Consider the following 17,305-nt stretch of genomic DNA (forward strand, 5'->3'; position numbering starts at 1 on the left):
CAACCCGGTACAACACGCGCCCCGGAACGAATACGTTCCGGGGCCGAGTGGTGCCGGGCGGTGTCGCGCCGGTACGGTCGGGCGCGAGGTCGGGACGGGCTGCTGCCCGGTCCGTACGTCCGCGTGGCCGTCCACGGCCACCGGGCCGCCTTCGCGCGTCTCGACGAACGCTCCCCCGCTCACCTGGTGGTTCGCTGACATGACGACCGTCGTCCGCCCCCGCTGTACCGGCCGCGCCCCGGCGGCGCCGCTGCCCCCACCGGTCGAACGGGCCGCACCGGGCACGCCGGGACCGAAAGGGGCCGGCGCATGAGCCTGGCGCAGCTTCTCTTCACGTCCGCCGTGCCGGGCGCGGACGGCCCGCCCGCCCTCGGCGGACCGGGCTTCCGCATCACGGCGGTCACCCCCGGCGTCCCTGATTCGTTCCTCAAGGAGGCCGAGCAGCTCCTCGGGTACGAGCCGCCGCCCGGCGCGCCGCTCCGTCCGGCCGCCGCCGAACTCGCCGCGTTCCCGCAGTCGTTGAGCCTCAGCATGCTCTCCGACGGCAGCCGGCTGCTGGCCAGGACCGTCTACGCGGGAGCCGACCACACCGGCGTCTGGGGCACCTTCCACGCCCATGCCGTACAGCTCCCCGGCGAGGCCACGCTCTCCGTCGGCGCGCCGCCCATCAGCACCTGGGGCTCGCCGCAGTGGGTGGCCGGAGCGCCGGAGGGCGGGGTACTCACGCCGCTGGACCGGCTGCCCTCGTCGCGCGGCTTCGACCGGCGCGAACTGGTGTCGTTCGCGGCTTCCCGTGCGCCGTGGCTCGCGGGGTTCTTCGCCGCCGTACGCGGTCTTGCCGAGGGGCAGTCCGCGCCTCAGCTCGTGCTCGTGGAGCGGCACAGCGCCGATGTGGCCCGGTGGATCGCGCTGGCCTGCGCGGTGCTGCCGGGCGCCGACGCGCACCGGCTGACCTTCACCACGTACACCCGGCGCCCCCAGCGGGCCGGGCAGCAGATCATCGGCGTACTGCCGGAGGACACAGCGGAGCTGGCCGGGATCGGCCACCGCTACTTCGTGCTCGACTGTACGGCGCCCCGGCCTGCCGGGACGGCCGCGCCCGCCGTGGACGCCTGGGACGAGACCGCCGCTCAGATCTGGCAGGCCAGGGCGCCCGAGCTGTTCGAGGAGGCGGCGGCGCTGCCGGCCGGCCGGTTCGACGCGGGCCCGCTCGCGGTCGCCGCGCTGTGTGCGGGCATATCCCCGGGTACGAACGGCCGTACGGCGGCGGCCACTTGGGTGTACGAGCACCCGAACGCCCTGGACGGGCAGCGGCTTGAGCGGCTCGTCGAGGCCCTGGCCGCGCCCGCCGCGGACCGTGGGGCGGCCGAGACGACCGCGCTGGCACGGCTGTTCACGGTGCTCGGCGGCCGGGCTCCGGCCCGTACGACCGCACCGCTCGCGGCGCTCGTCCTGGCCGAGGCCGTCCGTACCCCGGCCGCCGGGCTCGATCTGCCCGCACTGCACATCGTGTCGCTCCCCGAGGACCTCAAGGCGCGCCTCGCCGCTCAGCTGGGCCCAGAACTTCGCGCGGGCATAGGCGACAGCGAGGGCCCGGACGCGACCTCCCCGGCGGGCACCTCACGGGCGGCGGAGCTGCTGCGCGTCGCCGAACTGCTCGGTGTGGACTGTGCAGGCCTGCTGCCCGGCCTCGCCCGCCGCCTCTCCCGCGCGCTGATCGCCGATCCGGTGGCCGCCTACACCCCGGCCGTACGGACGGCGCTGGAGGAGTACTTCGATCTGCGCACCACGCTGCTGAGCGAACTCGACGCTCTCGCCGCGGCCGATCCGGCCGCCGCCGCCCGGCTGTTCGGCCGTATCGCCCTTCCCCTCACGGAAGTCCAGGCGATACCGCATCTGCGGATGTGCGCGGAGGTGGCGGGCTCGGAGGGCCCCGGCGGTACGGTCGGGCCGGCCGGCGCGGCGCCGGAGGACCGGGACCGTATCACCGTCCTGCGCTCCGTACTGCGGGCCTGCGGGGTCTCGCCCTTCGCCGACCCGTTCGTCCTGCGCACCGCTGTACGGCTGGTCTGGGACGGCGGTGCTCCGGCTCCCGGCGAGGCACGGCTGATCCTGGCGGAGACCGGCTCGGACGCGCACCGGACCGCCGGGACCTGGCGGGTCCTGGTCAGGGCCGCGCTCGAAGATCCCGGCGACAGCCCCGACTCCCCCGGCCTCGCCCACGATCTGCTGCGCTGCTTCCCCGAGGAGCTGGAACCGCGGGTACGGGGAGCCCTCCAGCTCCTCGAATTCGCGGGGGACCTCACGGCGGGCCGGGCCAAGCCGGGCTGGACCGACCGGGCGCTGGCACTGCGCGCGACCGCGGAACCGGTCGAACTGGGCGTCCTTGAGCAGGTGTTCGGCGCCCTCTCGCGTCAACTGCTGTCCGAGAAGCGGCCGGAGGGCGAGCTGTACGCGCTCGTCCACTGCGGCGACCCGGACCTCACCGCCGCGTACCGCAGGGCCGCGCAGGACGACCGGGTGCGCGAACGGCTGCGTACCGTACCGGAGTTCGTGGCCCACTGCTTCACCACCTGGACCGCGCTCCCCGGCGCCAACACGACCTGGGACCAGACCAGGACGGCCCTGCTCGACAAGGTGCTGCGCCCGGCCGTACGGGCACTCTCCGCCAAGGACATCGCCTCGGTCGAACGGAGTCTGGAACGCACGGGCGACCGCAAGGCGGAGGAATTCAAAACCTGGAACCGCCCGGGCGCCCTGTCCCGCCTCGGCATCCGCTTCCCCGCCCGCACCCGCGAAACCCCCCGCGGCGAAACGGGCAAGAAGGGCGACACCGGCAAGAAGCAGTAGCCGCCGCGGCGAAACGCCGGGCGGCCCGGCGCCACCGGGTGACGTGTGCGGTCCGGCGGTGCGTGTCACGGCCGGACCGGGCGGCGCGCGTTGTCTGATGGCTGCCGTGGCGCGTACCGAAAAGAACCGACGTCTTCCTGTAGCTGTCCTCCAGGTCCTCGGCGTCGCCGCCGCCTACTACGCGGGCACCTGCATCGGCACGCTGAAAGGAGTGACGAGGCTCGACGGCGTGAACGTCTCGCCGCTCTGGCCTTCCACGGGCATCGCCCTGACCGCCCTCTTCCTCCTGGGCATCAGGGTCTGGCCGGGGATCACCCTGGGCACCTTCTTGAGCCTCGCGACTCTCGGCCCGCTCAACGCCTCGGCTCTCGGGATCATGGCGGGGAGCACGCTCGCCCCGGTCTGTTCCTGTCTGCTGCTGCGGCGTGTGGGTTTCCGTATCGAGCTGGACCGGCTGCGGGACGGGATGGCGCTGGTCTTCCTCGGTGCCCTGACCGGAATGCTGATCAGCGCGACGACGGCCGCGGGGGTGCTGGCGCTCAACGGACTGCTGCCGCTCGGTTTCGGGGCGACCTGGCTGGCGTGGTGGACGGGCGACGCCATGGGCGTCCTGCTGGTCACGCCCTTCCTGCTCGTCCTCTGCCGTATCCGGCTGCCCCTGCCGACCCACCGGTGGGCCGAGACGACGGCCATCGTCGTCTCGGCGGCCGTCGTCACCCCGCTCGCCGTCACGAGGTCGCTCACCCTGATCTTCCTCTTCTTTCCGGTGCTCATCTGGGCGGCTCTACGCTTCGAGCTCGCCGGGAGCGCCCCGTACGCGCTGTTCGTCTCCGTACTGGCGATCTTCGAGGCGACCAAGAGCACCGGGGTCTTCGCCAGTCACAGCCTCACGGAGCGGCTGGTCAGCCTTCAGGCGCTCAACGGGTCCGTGGCACTGACGTCGCTTCTGCTGGCGGCGACCATCACCGAGCAGAACCGCGTCCGGATGAAAATCGAGAAGGCCTGCGACGCACTGGCCCAGGTGGTGGAGGAGATCGCACCGCAGAGGGCGAGGCCCTGGCCCCCGGACCGGAGGCGACGGGACTGACCATCTGCGGGAACGACCCTGCTCAGCCCAAGATGGGCCGTACTCAGCCCTCGTCAGGGGCCAGCCGCAGCGAGATGCTGTTGATGCAGTACCGCTGGTCCGTCGGGGTCGGGTAGCCCTCGCCCTCGAAGACATGTCCCAGGTGCGAGCCGCAGCGGGCGCAGCGGACCTCGACGCGGACCATGCCGTGCGAGCGGTCCTCGATCAGCTCGACCGCGTCCGAGTCCTTCGGGTCGTAGAAGGACGGCCAGCCGCAGTGCGATTCGAACTTGGTGTCGGAGCGGAACAGCTCGGCGCCGCACGCCCGGCAGGAGTAGACGCCCGGCGTCTTCGTGTCCGTGTACTCGCCGGTGAAGGCGGGCTCGGTGCCGGCCTTGCGGAGCACCTGGTACTCCGCGGGCGTCAGCTCCGCGCGCCACTGCTCGTCCGGCTTGTCGATGTCGTACGACATGCGCTCTCCTCAGTCGGTCAGGCGGGCCAGGATGTCCGGGCCGAGGTCCGTGACATCGCCCGCGCCCATGGTGAGAACGAGATCACCGGGCCCGGCCATTCCCGCCACCGTGTCCACGGCCGCGCCCTTGTCGTGCACCGCCGTCACCGTGGCACCCGCCGCCTCGGCCGCGTCGGTGATCAGGGCGCTGGTGACCCCCGGGATCGGGTCCTCGCGGGCCGGGTAGATGTCCAGGACCAGCGAGGCGTCGGCCAGGGCGAGGGCCTGGCCCATCTCGGTGGCCAGCTCCTGCGTACGGGAGAAGAGGTGCGGCTGGAAGACCACCAGCAGCCGGGAGCCGGGGGGCGCGGCGGCGCGCATCGCCTCCAGGTCGGCGGTCATCTCGGTGGGGTGGTGCGCATACGAGTCGATCACCTGGACGCCCGCGGCCTCACCCTTGAGCTGGAGGCGGCGCTTGACTCCGGTGTACGCGCCGAGGGCGGAGGCCAGATTGTGCGCGGGCAGGCCCAGCGCGACCCCGGCGGCCAGGGCGGCGACCGCGTTGAGGGCGTAGTGGCGGCCGGGGACCGAGACCGCGAAGGTCAGCAGCCGGCCTTCGAGCAGGACGGTGACCTCGCTGGTCAGTCCGCGCGCGGCGATCTTGTGGACCCGTACGTCCGCGGCCGGGTCCTCGCCGTAGGTGACGACCTTGACCGCCGACCGGGCGCGGACCCGCGAGGCCAGCTCGACGGCGCCCGGCTGGTCGGCGCAGATCACCAGGGTGCCGCCCGGGACGATCTTGCCTGCGAACGCCTCGAAGGACTCGTAGATCTCCTCCATGGAGGCGTAATTGGCATGGTGGTCCAGTTCGACATTGAGGACGATCGCGACCTCGGGGTCGTACTTCTGGAAGCTCCGGTCGCTCTCGTCCGCCTCGGCGACGAAGATCTCCCCTTCGCCGTACCGCGCGTTCGTACCGGGCCCCGCGAGATCGCCGCCGATCGCGTACGACGGGTCGAGGCCCAGCTCGGTGAGGGCGACGGCCAGCATGGAGGTGGTGGTCGTCTTGCCGTGGGTGCCCGCGACGGCGATCGCGCGCAGGCCCGTCATCAGCGAGGCCAGCGCGTCAGCGCGGTGCACCACCGGTACGGACAGCTCCGCGGCCCGCGCCAGCTCGGGGTTGTCGGCCCTGATGGCGCTGGAGACGACCACGCACGACGCGTCCTCCGCGAGGTGGGCGGCGGCGTGGCCGATGTGCACGGTGACGCCCAGCGCGCGCAGCGCCTCCGCCGTCGCCGACTCCTTGGCGTCGCTGCCCGCGACCTTGGCGCCGCGCTGGGCGAGGATCTTGGCGATTCCCGACATCCCGGCGCCGCCGATGCCGATGAAGTGCGGTCGTTCCATGACGGCGGGGACAGCGGGTGCCGGTGCCATACGTGTTTCTCCCAGGTGCGCGCGAGCGACAAGAAAACTTGTCGTCCCAGCCTATTCGCTGTGGGCGAAGAGTTTGAGTACCGGTACGCCGACCTTGTGACGGGCCCGGGACGCCCAGTCCCGGTGGAAGAACTCCTCCACATAGTGCGGTTCCGTCAGCACGATCACCTCGTCGGCGCCGGACTCCTCCACGACGCTCTTGAGGTGGTCCAGCGGATGTTCCTCGATGACCTGGCCGCTGGCCTGGGAGCCCTGGGCGCGCAGGGCTTCGAGTGAGGCCTGGAGGGCCAGTTCCGCGGGCTGTCTTGCCAGGGCGCCCTCGGGCGTACCGCCCTCCCTGGCGGCGTCCCTCAGCTCGCCGAGCGCGACATCGTCGATGGCGCGCAGCAGGACGTCCGCCTGGTCGCCGCGGGGCTGCATCAGCACAACGAAGGACACCGGTTCGTCGCCGTGGAGGGTGGTGACGAATTCCACGTCCCCGGGCGTCAGGGGCTTCTCGATCATCAATACGCTTCTGAACACGACAGGCGCCCTTCGTCTTCATGTTCATGGGCCGTCCGGCCCACTGCTGAAACCATCCTTCCCCGTGCCCGCACGGGGTCTGCGAGAGTAAGTCTGCCCACAGGAAGCTAACCGGAACGGGGAATTCCGCTGATTGTCAGACGCGTCGGCAGACGCGTCCGCCGGGGATCAGGACACGTCCGCCGGCGGTCGGGCGCGCCGGTACCGGGCGAAGAGGAACCCGTCCTGCTCCAGGAGTGATACGAGCACGAACCGCTCGGGTACGGCCGGACCCGGGCCGGCCGCGATGCGCTGCGCGTACCCGGCGGTGAGGGCCGGAGACAGCGTCAGACACAGCTCGTCCAGGACGCCCGCCGCCACGAACTGCCCGAGCAGCCGGGGCCCGCCCTCGGTGAGCAGGCGCGCGAATCCCCGCTCGGCCAGGACGCGTACGGTACGAGCGGGGTCCGCCCCCGGCCCCTCGCCCGCGATCAGCACCTCCACGCCCGCCTTCTCGGCGGCGCGGATCCGGTCGGCGGGTGCCTCGGCCCCGGTCACCAGAAGGGTGGGGACCGGCGGTTCGGTGAACAGGGGCAGCGAGAAGTCGAGGTTCAGACCGGCACTGACCACGGCGATGGCGGGCGCGGGCGCCTGGCCGGCGGCGGCGCGGCGCGCGGCGAAGGCCTGCCGGGCGCGGGCGGGCCGGTACTCCTCCAGCCGAACCGTTTCCGCGCCCACCACCACCGCGTCGGCGAGCCCGCGCAGAGTGCCGAAGATCCGCATGTCGGCGGCGGAGGAGATGGGCTGGGAGAGGCCGTCGTAGTGGGCGGCGCCGTCGAGGGTGGACACCATATTGGCCCGGAGCCAGGCCCGGCCCCCCACCGCCGACTCCACGACCGCGCCCGGATCCACGGCCATACCCGGACCCGCTGACGTACCCGAATCCACGGCCGAGCCCGGACCTGCTGCCGTACCCGAATCCACGGCTGCACCCGGACCCGCCGCCGCCCCCTGAAGCGATGCCGGATAGGCGTACGCGTCCGCCAGCTCGTCGAACGTCCACTCGCGGTCGACGGCCGGGCCAGGGCCCGGGACCTCGGCGGATGGTGTCTGATCGGTCACAGGGAACAGGCGTCGCATGCGAAGCAGTCTGGCACGGCGCATAGAGTGAAGAGTTGTGTCGCACTCCACCGCCGCCTCCGGCCACCGGCCGGTCACCGAAGCGGCTCCGGTCGCCCTCTGTGCCCGTGAGCCCCATGTTCCCGCCGACCGTCTGGTCGCGGACATGGTGCCGCCACCGCGCTTCGACTCCGTACGTTTCGACACATATGTCCCGGACCCCGGCCAACCCAGCCAGTCCCAGGCGGTCACCGTCCTGAGCGCCTTCGCCGCGGGCCTCGGCGGAGCCCATGGGCCGAACGGATCCGGATCCGGGTCCGGGAGGCTGCGGCGCTGGTTCGCCAGGAAGCCCGCCGAGCCGACCGGGCCGCGCGGGGTCTATCTGGACGGCGGCTACGGCGTCGGCAAGACACACCTGCTGGCATCCCTCTGGCACGCGACCCCGGCCCCGGCCGCAGAGAAAGCTTTCGGCACCTTTGTCGAGCTGACCAATCTGGTCGGCGCGCTGGGCTTCCAGCAGACCGTACAGACCCTCGGCGGCCATCGGCTCCTCTGCATCGACGAATTCGAACTGGACGATCCCGGCGACACCGTCCTGATCTCCAGCCTGCTCCGCAAGCTGGTCGACTCGGGCGTGGCACTGGCCGCGACCTCCAACACCCTGCCCGGCAAGCTCGGCGAGGGCCGGTTCGCCGCCGCCGACTTCCTGCGGGAGATCCAGGGCCTGGCCGCGCGGTTCCGCCCGCTGCGCATCGACGGCGAGGACTACCGGCACCGCGGTCTGCCCGAGGCGCCGGCCCCGTACTCCGACGAGCAGGTGACCAGGGCCGCGTACGCCACCGAAGGCGCCAGCCTGGACGACTTCCCGGGGCTGCTCGGCCATCTCGCCACGGTCCATCCGAGCCGGTACGGAGCCCTCACGGACGGGGTACGGGCCGTCTGTCTGACCGATGTCGGCCCGGTGCCGGACCAGTCGACGGCGCTACGGCTCGTGGTCCTCGCCGACCGGCTGTACGACCGGGAGATCCCGGTGCTCGCCTCCGGTCTCCCCTTCGACCGGCTGTTCGGCGAAGAGATGCTGAACGGCGGCTACCGGAAGAAATATTTCCGGGCGATCTCCCGGTTGACCGCACTGGCACGGGACGCCAAGGGGCTTGTGGCCCAGTAGGTTCGGTGCCGTGGCAGACCCCAACCGGCCCGGCGGGTCCTGTGGGCCCCGCGGCTCCGGTGGGTCCGCCTCGTCCGGAAGCCGTGGCGGGCCGGCAGCGCGCCGCGGTGATTCGTGTCATCCGCCTGTACCACCACGTACCAAGCAGAAGGGTTCCACCATGGCCACCACGCGCCAGGCGCACACCGTCTGGGAGGGCAACCTCCTCCAGGGCACCGGCACCGTCTCCTTCGACTCCTCCGGCATCGCCGACCAGGCGGTCTCCTGGCCCTCCCGCGCGGAGGCGGCGAACGGCAAGACCAGCCCGGAGGAGCTGATCGCGGCCGCCCATTCGAGCTGCTTCTCGATGGCGCTCTCGCACGGTCTCGCCAACGCCGGCACCCCGCCGACCAAGCTGACCACCCAGGCCGATGTCACCTTCCAGCCCGGTACCGGTATCACCGGTATCCACCTCAGTGTCGAGGGCGTCGTCCCGGGCCTGGACGAGGCGGGCTTCGTCAAGGCCGCCGAGGACGCCAAGGCCAACTGCCCGGTGAGCCAGGCGCTTTCGGGCACCACCATCACGCTGAGCGCCTCGCTCGCTTCCTGAGCACCCCGGGTCGGCCCGGACCACTCCGGATCAGCCCGGATCACCCTGCGCCGGCCGTGCCCCCGCTCCACCGGATCGGGCGGCACGGCCGGCGCACGCGTCACAGTCGTCCCGTACGACACCCGAGGCCCTGCCTGCACCCGAGGCTCACCCAGCACCCCAGGCTCGCCCGACACCCGGCAGCACCCGGCACCCGAGGCCCATCGCGACCCGCCCGATTCACGCACCCCACCGCGGGTGCCGCACCTCTCGTGCTACACACGAGCGGGTCACATCTCCTGTCCGCCAGCAGGGAGTTGCCTCATGTCCGCGACACGACGTCAGATCCTCACCCGCGCCGGTACGGGTGCCGCCGCCATCGCCTTCAGCGGCGCTCTGTCCGAGCTGTTCACCGGCAGCGCCACCGCGTCGGGGCCGGGCCGCCACGGTTACGGCCCGCTCGTCCCCGACCCCGACGGTCTGCTCGATCTGCCGAAAGGGTTCCGCTATACGGTCCTCTCCCGCGAGGGCGACCGGCTGCGCTCCGGCGAGGGCCGGGTCCCCGGCAACCACGACGGCATGGCCGCCTTCGCGGGCCGTCACGGCCGGGTCCGGCTCGTACGCAACCACGAGAACCGTGCCACCGCCGCCGTCCCCGTACCGGCCGTCCCCGGCCTGACGTACGACCCGGCGGGCAAGGGCGGCTGCACCACGCTCGAACTCGACAGCCGCGGCACGGTCCTCGGCGAGCGCGTCGCCATCGCGGGCACCGCCGTCAACTGCGCGGGCGGGCCCACCCCCTGGGGTACCTGGCTCACCTGCGAGGAGACCGAGGAGCGGGCCGGTACGAGCGGCTACACCAAGGACCACGGCTTTGTCTTCGAGGTCGACGGCGCCGATCCGCGCCGTACCGGAGCCGTACCGCTGACCGCCATGGGCCGCTTCGCGCACGAAGCGGTCGCGGTCGACCCCACCAGCGGGGTGGTGTACGAGACGGAGGACGCCTTCGACAGGCCGTTCGGCCTCTTCTACCGCTTCCTGCCGGAGAAACCGCTCGGCGGCACGGCTCGCTGCGCGCGGGCGGCGCCCTGGAGGCCCTGCGGGTGCCCGGAGTGCCCGATCTGTCGGCCGTACAGGAGCCGGGCATCACCTTCGACCGCGTGGAGTGGGTCCCCGTACCGGACCCACAGGCGGTACGGACTCCCGTCCGGCTCCAGGACTTCGGGCCCCGGGGCATCACCCACGCCCAGAAGCTGGAGGGCTGCTACTGGGGCGGCCGTTCGGTGTACTTCGTCTCCAGCTTCGCGCGCCGGGCGGAGGGCTCGGCGGCGGACCACTTCGGACAGGTGTGGAGGTACGAGCCGCACCGGCGCCGGCTCACCCTGGTGATCGTCTTCGGCCCCGGCACGGACGTCCGACTGCCGGGTGAGTCCCCCGACAACATCTGCCTCGCGCCCGGCGGCGGGCTGATGGTGTGCGAGGACGGCGGAGGCGCGCAGCATGTGTACGGCGTGACGCGCGGGGGCGAGGTGTACGCGGTGGCGCGCAACGCACAGGCCGTCGGCGCCCCCGAGGACCCGGAGTGGGGCGAGTTCGCGGGCGTCACCTTCGCCCCGGACGGCGCGACGATGTACGTCAACTGCTACACCCCGGGGACCACCTTCGCGGTGACGGGCCCCTGGTAGGCCGGACACGGCCCGGGCCCGCGGACCAGCGGTCGCGGACCGTACGGATCCGGCGCACGCTCTAGGGAAACCGACCTGAGCGGAAGGGGTGCGCGGTGGCCAAGAAGGTGGCGAGGACAGCGGCGAAGAAAGAGAAGAAGAAGCGGCCGGACCAGCCGCAGGCCGCGCTCCGCGAGCTGCTGCGCATCCCCGAGGGCGAGGCCGTCGACCTCTCCTCGTACGACTCCCGCGCCGTCCCGGCCGGACCGGAGAGCAAGGCGGCGGCCCTCGACGACCTCACCCGCCTGGCGGAACGCCTCGCGGGCCTTCAGGACCGGCTGTACGCGGCCAGTACGGCGGGTGACCCGCGCCGGCTGCTGCTGGTCCTCCAGGGCATGGACACCAGCGGCAAGGGCGGCACGGTCAAGCATGTGATCGGGCACTTCAATCCCGCGGGCTGCCGGGTCAGGGGGTTCAAGGCGCCGACCGCGGAGGAGCGGAGCCACCCCTTCCTCTGGCGGATCAAGCACGCACTGCCCGAGCCCGGCGAGATCGGGATCTTCGACCGCTCGCACTACGAGGACGTCCTGGTCGCGCGCGTCCGCGAGCTGGCCCCCCGCCGGGATCTCAGCCGCCGCTACGGCCAGATCAACCGTTTCGAACAGAGCCTCGCCGACCGGGGCACGACCGTGGTGAAGGTCTTCCTGCACATCGGTTACGAGGAGCAGCGCGCCCGGCTGCTGGCCCGGCTGGACAATCCGGACAAGCACTGGAAGTTCGACCCCGCCGACATCGACGACCGCGCCCTGTGGCCCGCGTACCAGGAGGCGTACGAACTGGCCCTGGAGCGCTGCTCCACGGACGCGGCCCCTTGGTACGTGGTCCCCTCGGACCGCAAGTGGTACCGCAACTGGGCGATCAGCACCCTGCTGCTGGAGCACCTGGAGGCCATCGACCCGGCGTATCCGAAGGGTGAGTTCGACGTCGTGGAGGCGCGGGAGAAGCTGCTGGCGATGCCCTGACGGACAGCGGGGGTGCCGGGGTGTGCCGGGGGGTGTGCCGTGCACCACTTCCGGGCAGATCGTCATATATTTTCCGTGAGTGACCACATATGCACGCATGCTCACGCCCGCCGTCGGCCTCGGTCTCGCAGTCACCCTCGCCCTTGCCCTCGCCGGATGCGGTTCCGATACCGGCTCCGGCTCGTCCGCCGCCCGCCCTCACACCGCCGGGGCGCCCGGGCACGGCGGCAAGGCACCGACCATGGCACCGGGTCCCGGCGGTCTGACACCGGTCTTCAAGCGCGGCACCCCGGCCGCGGGAAAGACCGTCGCGCTCACCTTCGACGCCGATATGACGGCCGATCAGGGCGACCGGGCGGCGGACGGCGAGGAGTTCGACAACCCGTCCCTGATCGCGCTGCTGCGGCGGCTCAGCGTGTCGTCGACGGTCTTCATGACGGGCCGGTGGGCCGAGCAGTACCCGAGCCAGGCCAAGGCGATCGGCGGCGACCCGCTCTTCGAGGTCGCCAACCACTCGTACAGCCACCACGCCTTCACCGGCGACTGCTACGGGCTGCCGACGATCGGCGAGCAGAAGATGGCCGCGGATGTGCAGCAGGCGTTCAGCGCGTTCCACGCCGCCGGGGTGCGGAATGTGGTGCCCTACTTCCGCTTCCCGGGCGGCTGTTACGACGACTCCGCACTGCGGGCGCTGGCTCCGACGAAGGTGACCGCGGTCCAGTGGGACGTCGTCAGCGGCGACGCCTTTGCCACGGACGCGGACGCGGTTGCCGAGCAGGTGCTGAAGGATGTGAAGCCGGGCTCGCTGGTGGTGATGCACTGCACGCGCAGCGCGGCGCCCGTGACGGAGGAGGCGGTCGCAAAGATCGTCCCCGAGCTGCGGAAGCGGGGCTACCGCTTCGTCAAGGTCTCGGAGCTGATGCGACGCTGAGCACGGGTACGGCGTGGAGCGCCGGTACGGCGTCGTGGAGTGCCGGTACGGCCTGCGGTGCTGGTACGGCGCTGCGCGCGAGCGGGCCGGTGGGGCGGGGGTTCAGCCCGAGCAGGCCGTCCGCTGGGCCTCGTGCCACTCGCAGACGGGACAGCGCGTCGCGCCCCTGACCGACTCCGGGTACTCGGTCGGCTCCCCGCACTCCACACAGTCCGCGTACACGGTCTCGGCTGTCGTCTCCTCCAAGGCACTCATGCCGTCGAGCGTACCCACCGCCCGGCTCCGGCGCGTCAGTGCGCGGTGGGCTTGGTCGGGGTGGTCTCGCTCGGCCGTACGATCACAAAGCCCTCGCCCTGGAGCATGAGCTGGACGGCCTCGCCCGAGCCGCCGCGGATCATCGAACCGACGGACTGCGAGCGGTGCAGCGAGGTGCCGAGCTGGGTGCTCCAGCCGACGACCGCGTCCGTGTCGACGTACACCGGCGCCTGCGCGGTGACGGGGATGACGATCGGGGTGCCCTCGCAGATCAGGCCGAGCTTGCCGTAACCGGTGAAGACGCTGTTGAAGAGCCCTCCGCCGGTCATGCCCGCGCCCTTCACGGTCTTGATGTCGTACGAGAGGGTCGCGTCGAAACAGAGGACATTGCGGCCGCTGATGGTGAGCGAGTCGCCGTGCTCGATGTCCACGATGAAGCAGTTGGCGGCCTCCTGCGCGAACCAGGCCTCGCCCTGTCCGCGTACGGCCATCAGCGGCAGGCCCTCGCCGGTGACGGCCCGCTTGAGCATGCCGCCTATGCCCTGGCCCTTCCGCTCGAACTGGAGGCTGCCCCGGTAGGCGATCATGGATCCCTGCCGTGCGTGCATCTCGCCGTTGACGGCGTACTTGATCGACTTGGAGTTCTGGAGGCTCATCCCGGGGGCGGTCGCCGGCTGGGCCAGATGTTCCGCGTTGAACAGATCGCTCTTCATGGCGTGCATCCTCGCCCGGAGGCACTCATTCCGCCAAGATTCAGCCAGAATTCCGGCCGGAGGAAGGGGCGGGAGGGGCTGGCAGACTGGACGCGTGAGCAGCGACAGCGACGACATCACCAGCACAGGCGGCGACAGCGGCGGCGAGGCCGTCCGCGCCGACAGCCCGTTCCGGCACGAGCGGACGGACCGCGACGAGGCCCCGCAGTTCGTGCTGCCGCTGGTGGTCCATATCGAGAAGGCCGCGCCCCCGGCCCGTACCGACGCCCTGGAGACGGCGGCCCGCGCGGTGCTCGTGATGCTCTCCGACGAGCGGTCGCTGGGCGAGGGCGAGTGGGCGCGGGCGATGCGGGACTGGCAGGACGCGAGGATCCGCAAGGTGGTACGGCGGGCGCGCGGCGCGGAGTGGCGCCGGGCCTCGGCGCTCCCGGGCCTCACGGTGACGGGTACGGGTACGGGTACGGGTATGGGCACGGGTGCGGGTACGGCTCCCTCGGCGGACGGCACACCGGATACTCCGGGTGGGACGCCTCCCGCCGAGGTACGGGTCTTCCCGCCCGTACCGCTCGACGGCTGGCCCAAGGAGCTGGCCAAGCTCCAGGTCTCCGGCACCGATCTGACCGACCCCGTACCGCCGCCCGCCCCCGACCTCGCGCACCCCGTCCTCTGGCTCAGCCCGGAGCTGGAGATGTCGGCCGGCAAGGCCATGGCCCAGGCCGGGCACGGCGCCCAGCTCGCCTGGTGGGAGCTGTCGGAGACGGACCGCAAGGCCTGGCACGCGGCCGGCTTCCCGCTCGCCGTACGCACCCCCACCCCCGCGCACTGGCGCACCCTCACGGCCGCCGGCCTCCCGGTGGTCCGCGATGCCGGATTCACGGAGATCGCTCCGGGCAGCGCCACCGTGGTCGCTGATCATCCGGCGCTGCGGAGCTGAACGTTCGGGCACCCGTCCCCGTATCTTCCAGTACCGCCGGACAGGGCTTAGTTGAGGAGCCGGTCGGTCAACGGTGGATCCAGCGGTGTCATATATCGGTTCGGAGGCAGCACATTGTTGCGACGCATCAACGGTACGGCGCTCATCATCGCGGCACTTGTCGCCACGGTAGGGGCGCTGGCCTTCCCTGTCTGGTCGTACGCCGACCGTTCCGGGACCGGGCAGGCCAATCTCAACGCCTCGTCCGTCGCGACCCAGTGGGGCCCGCTCTCCGCGACCGACCGCGATCTGCTGGTCAAGGTGCGGCTGGCGGGGCTCTGGGAGCTGCCGGCCGGCCAGCAGGCGATCGAGCGCGCGCCCAGCCAGGCCATCAAGGACTGCGGTGACCATCTTGTCGTCGGTCACACCGATCTGGACGCGCGGGCCCGCGATGTGGCGGCCAAGCTCGGGGTCGAGCTGCCGAACCAGCCGACCGAGCAGCAGCAGGGCTGGCTCAGAGAACTGTCGGCCGCCACCGGCCAGGAGTACGAGCGCAAGTTCGCGAATCTGCTGCGGAACGCGCACGGCAAGGTGTTCGCGCTGATCGCGCAGGTACGGCACACCACCAGAAACACGCTGATACGGCAGCTCGCCTCCGACGCCAACCAGACCGTGCTCGACCACATCACGATGCTGGAGGCCACCGGCTTCGTCGACTTCGACGGCATCGCCAACGAGGCGGCGGGCACCGCGACCGCCAGCCCGACCGGCCCGCCGCCCCCGGACGGGAACCTGCCGCCGGCCCCGTCGCCCGTCGCGCCGACCGGCGACCAGTCCTTCACCTCCCGGCCCTCGACCCAGCCGGGCGCGCCGACTGCCATCAACACGGACCGGCCGGCGGTGGGAACGGAGCCCGGGGCAGATCCGGGGGCGGAGGCGCCGGTTCCGTAGCGTGGGGTTCCGGCCACCGGCGGATGCGGCGAATGCCCTGCGCGGGCTCTTGAGTTCTCGGTGCCTGAGCCTCGCGCGGCGGAACCTCAAATCGACCTCTGAACGTCCCCCTCTGCGGATTCGCCGGCGCCCGGCGGGGTCATCACCCCTGCACCGTTGCGCTGTCGCGCACCGACGGAGGGGGAGCCATGAGGGACACACCACATCTGGGGATCGGAATCGGCTGGCGCCCGGAGATCGCGGACGCCGTGGAAGCGCTGCCCGGGGTCGACTGGGTCGAGGCCGTCGCGGAGAACCTCTGCGCGGACCATCTTCCCGACTCGCTCGTACGGCTGCGCGAGCGCGGCGTCACGGTCGTGCCGCACGGGGTCTCGCTGGGCCTCGGCGGCGCGGACCGGCCCGACGCGCGGCGGCTCGCGGACCTGGCGGAGCGCGCCGGGGCGCTGGGCTCCCCGCTGATCACCGAGCACATCGCGTTCGTACGGGCAGGGGGGCCGCGCACCGCATCGCCCGCGCTCGAAGCGGGCCATCTCCTGCCCGTCCCGCGGACGAAGGACGCGCTGCGCGTGCTCTGCGAGAACATCCGTATCGCCCAGGACGCGTTGCCGGTGCCGCTGGCCGTGGAGAACATCGCGGCGCTGGTCGCGTGGCCCGGCGAGGAGATGAGCGAGGGGCAGTTCCTGGCGGAGCTGGTGGAGCGGACCGGGGTACGGCTGCTGATCGATGTCGCCAATCTGCACACGAACCAGGTGAACCGCGGGGAGGACCCGGCGAAGGCCCTGGACGAACTGCCGGTCGAGGCGATCGCGTACGTACATGTCGCGGGCGGTATCGAACGCGACGGCGTCTGGCACGACACCCACGCCCACCCCGTCACCCGCCCGGTCCTCGACATCCTGGCGGACCTGCGCTCCCGCATCACCCCGCCGGGCGTCCTGCTGGAACGGGACGACGACTTCCCGCCGGCGGCGGAACTGGCGGAGGAACTGACCACGATCCGGGAGACGGTCAGGCTCACGGGCGCGGGTACGGGAACCGGCGGGGGTGCGGGTACGAGCAGGGGTACGGGCAGGCCTGCTACCGGAGTCCCGGCCGAGCCTGGCCCGGCCGATGAGGCCGCGCCTGGCGGCGGGCCCGCCGACGGCGCCGGCCGTACCGACGCGCGGTCCGCCGACAGCGCCGGCCCCGGCAAGGCCCCGGTCGGCTCGGCCGCGCCCGGCGGCCCGGGTGGCGACGCCTCCGTACCTCCCCAACTCCCCACCAAGGAAAGCGAATCACGCGACATCGACGCCGCCCGGGAGCGGCTCGCGCTGCGGGAGGCCGGTCTGCTGTCCGCGCTGGTCGCCGGGGCGCCCGTACCCGAAGGGTTCGATGGGGCGCGGTTGCGCGTGCAGAGCCGGGCGCTCGCCGCCAAGCGGGCCGGAGTGGTCGGCAAGGTCGCGCCCGAGCTGCCCGAGATCCTGGGCGACGGCTTCCGGGCCGCGTTTCTCGCGTACGCCGCGGACCGGCCCATGCGGGACGGCTACCGGCGGGACGCGCTCGACTTCGCCGAGCATCTGCTGTTCGAGGGGCGTCCCGAGGACCCCGTCGCCCGGCGGCGGCTGACGCTCTGGTGGGAGGAGCGCGCCGGGGCGCGTCCGCCGCGCCGGGGGACCCGGCTCGTCCGCAGAGCGCGTGCCGCGCTGATCGGGCGGTGACC

At 72.2% G+C, this 17,305-nt stretch carries 15 protein-coding genes and 1 pseudogene; 10 read left to right on the forward strand and 6 right to left on the reverse strand.

Features of this window, described 5'->3' with window-relative positions:
* Positions 1-309: 309 nt before the first annotated feature.
* Together ACFU9P_RS19900 and ACFU9P_RS19905 are read left to right on the forward strand one after the other, a co-directional pair.
* Positions 310-2,850, forward strand: coding sequence for a GTPase-associated protein 1-related protein (locus ACFU9P_RS19900; RefSeq protein ID WP_384082476.1), 2,541 nt, complete (start codon positions 310-312; stop codon positions 2,848-2,850).
* A 97-nt stretch (positions 2,851-2,947) separates the two neighbouring features.
* A complete protein-coding gene (locus ACFU9P_RS19905; protein ID WP_376383490.1) occupies positions 2,948-3,937 on the forward strand; it encodes an MASE1 domain-containing protein in 990 nt (329 codons plus the stop codon).
* A 43-nt stretch (positions 3,938-3,980) separates the two neighbouring features.
* Here ACFU9P_RS19905 and msrB read toward each other — a convergent pair whose 3' ends face one another.
* The 4 genes from msrB to ACFU9P_RS19925 all read right to left on the reverse strand — a co-directional run bounded on the left by msrB (position 3,981) and on the right by ACFU9P_RS19925 (position 7,442).
* The gene (gene msrB / locus ACFU9P_RS19910) at positions 3,981-4,388 is read right to left on the reverse strand and encodes a peptide-methionine (R)-S-oxide reductase MsrB (protein WP_376383492.1); all 408 of its coding nucleotides are present in this window, start codon (positions 4,386-4,388) and stop codon (positions 3,981-3,983) included.
* Positions 4,389-4,397: 9 nt separating this feature from the next.
* On the reverse strand, positions 4,398-5,801 hold the full coding sequence (gene murC, locus ACFU9P_RS19915) for a UDP-N-acetylmuramate--L-alanine ligase (RefSeq protein WP_384082481.1): 1,404 nt from the start codon (positions 5,799-5,801) through the stop codon (positions 4,398-4,400).
* 51 nt (positions 5,802-5,852) lie between these two features.
* A complete protein-coding gene (locus ACFU9P_RS19920; protein WP_384082484.1) occupies positions 5,853-6,305 on the reverse strand; it encodes an indole-3-glycerol phosphate synthase in 453 nt (150 codons plus the stop codon).
* A 186-nt stretch (positions 6,306-6,491) separates the two neighbouring features.
* Positions 6,492-7,442, reverse strand: a complete 951-nt coding sequence (locus ACFU9P_RS19925) for a pyrimidine reductase family protein (protein ID WP_384082487.1) — start codon at positions 7,440-7,442, stop codon at positions 6,492-6,494.
* Positions 7,443-7,479: 37 nt separating this feature from the next.
* Here ACFU9P_RS19925 and zapE point away from each other — a divergent pair, with 37 nt between their 5' ends.
* From zapE to ACFU9P_RS19950, 5 genes and pseudogenes are all read left to right on the forward strand, one after another.
* On the forward strand, positions 7,480-8,589 hold the full coding sequence (zapE, locus tag ACFU9P_RS19930; RefSeq protein WP_384082489.1) for a cell division protein ZapE: 1,110 nt from the start codon (positions 7,480-7,482) through the stop codon (positions 8,587-8,589).
* Positions 8,590-8,749: 160 nt separating this feature from the next.
* Positions 8,750-9,178, forward strand: a complete 429-nt coding sequence (locus ACFU9P_RS19935; RefSeq protein ID WP_376383502.1) for an OsmC family protein — start codon at positions 8,750-8,752, stop codon at positions 9,176-9,178.
* A 303-nt stretch (positions 9,179-9,481) separates the two neighbouring features.
* Positions 9,482-10,842: pseudogene (locus tag ACFU9P_RS19940) on the forward strand (alkaline phosphatase PhoX).
* Positions 10,843-10,949: 107 nt separating this feature from the next.
* A complete protein-coding gene (locus ACFU9P_RS19945; RefSeq protein ID WP_384082719.1) occupies positions 10,950-11,843 on the forward strand; it encodes a PPK2 family polyphosphate kinase in 894 nt (297 codons plus the stop codon).
* Between the two features lie 97 nt (positions 11,844-11,940).
* Positions 11,941-12,774 carry a polysaccharide deacetylase family protein gene (locus ACFU9P_RS19950; protein WP_384082722.1) on the forward strand — a complete coding sequence of 278 codons (834 nt, stop codon included), beginning with the start codon at positions 11,941-11,943 and terminating at the stop codon, positions 12,772-12,774.
* A gap of 102 nt (positions 12,775-12,876) precedes the next feature.
* Here ACFU9P_RS19950 and ACFU9P_RS19955 read toward each other — a convergent pair whose 3' ends face one another.
* Together ACFU9P_RS19955 and ACFU9P_RS19960 are read right to left on the reverse strand one after the other, a co-directional pair.
* The gene (locus ACFU9P_RS19955; RefSeq protein WP_376383506.1) at positions 12,877-13,029 is read right to left on the reverse strand and encodes a hypothetical protein; all 153 of its coding nucleotides are present in this window, start codon (positions 13,027-13,029) and stop codon (positions 12,877-12,879) included.
* Positions 13,030-13,064: 35 nt separating this feature from the next.
* Entirely contained in the window at positions 13,065-13,742 is a 678-nt protein-coding gene (locus ACFU9P_RS19960; RefSeq protein ID WP_217306166.1) for an AIM24 family protein, read from the reverse strand.
* Between the two features lie 115 nt (positions 13,743-13,857).
* Between ACFU9P_RS19960 and ACFU9P_RS19965 the strand changes: the two genes are divergently transcribed.
* The 3 genes from ACFU9P_RS19965 to ACFU9P_RS19975 all read left to right on the forward strand — a co-directional run bounded on the left by ACFU9P_RS19965 (position 13,858) and on the right by ACFU9P_RS19975 (position 17,303).
* The gene (locus ACFU9P_RS19965) at positions 13,858-14,676 is read left to right on the forward strand and encodes an aminoacyl-tRNA hydrolase (protein ID WP_384082725.1); all 819 of its coding nucleotides are present in this window, start codon (positions 13,858-13,860) and stop codon (positions 14,674-14,676) included.
* Positions 14,677-14,793: 117 nt separating this feature from the next.
* Positions 14,794-15,606: a DUF4142 domain-containing protein gene (locus tag ACFU9P_RS19970; protein ID WP_376383510.1), complete on the forward strand. Its 813-nt coding sequence runs from the start codon at positions 14,794-14,796 to the stop codon at positions 15,604-15,606.
* Between the two features lie 188 nt (positions 15,607-15,794).
* Complete coding sequence (locus ACFU9P_RS19975; protein ID WP_384082494.1) at positions 15,795-17,303, forward strand: DUF692 domain-containing protein; 1,509 nt, start codon at positions 15,795-15,797, stop codon at positions 17,301-17,303.
* The last annotated feature ends 2 nt before the right edge of the window (positions 17,304-17,305 follow it).

Origin of the sequence: Streptomyces sp. NPDC057617 (genome assembly GCF_042800555.1) — a bacterium.
Taxonomy (GTDB): Bacteria; Actinomycetota; Actinomycetes; order Streptomycetales; family Streptomycetaceae; genus Streptomyces.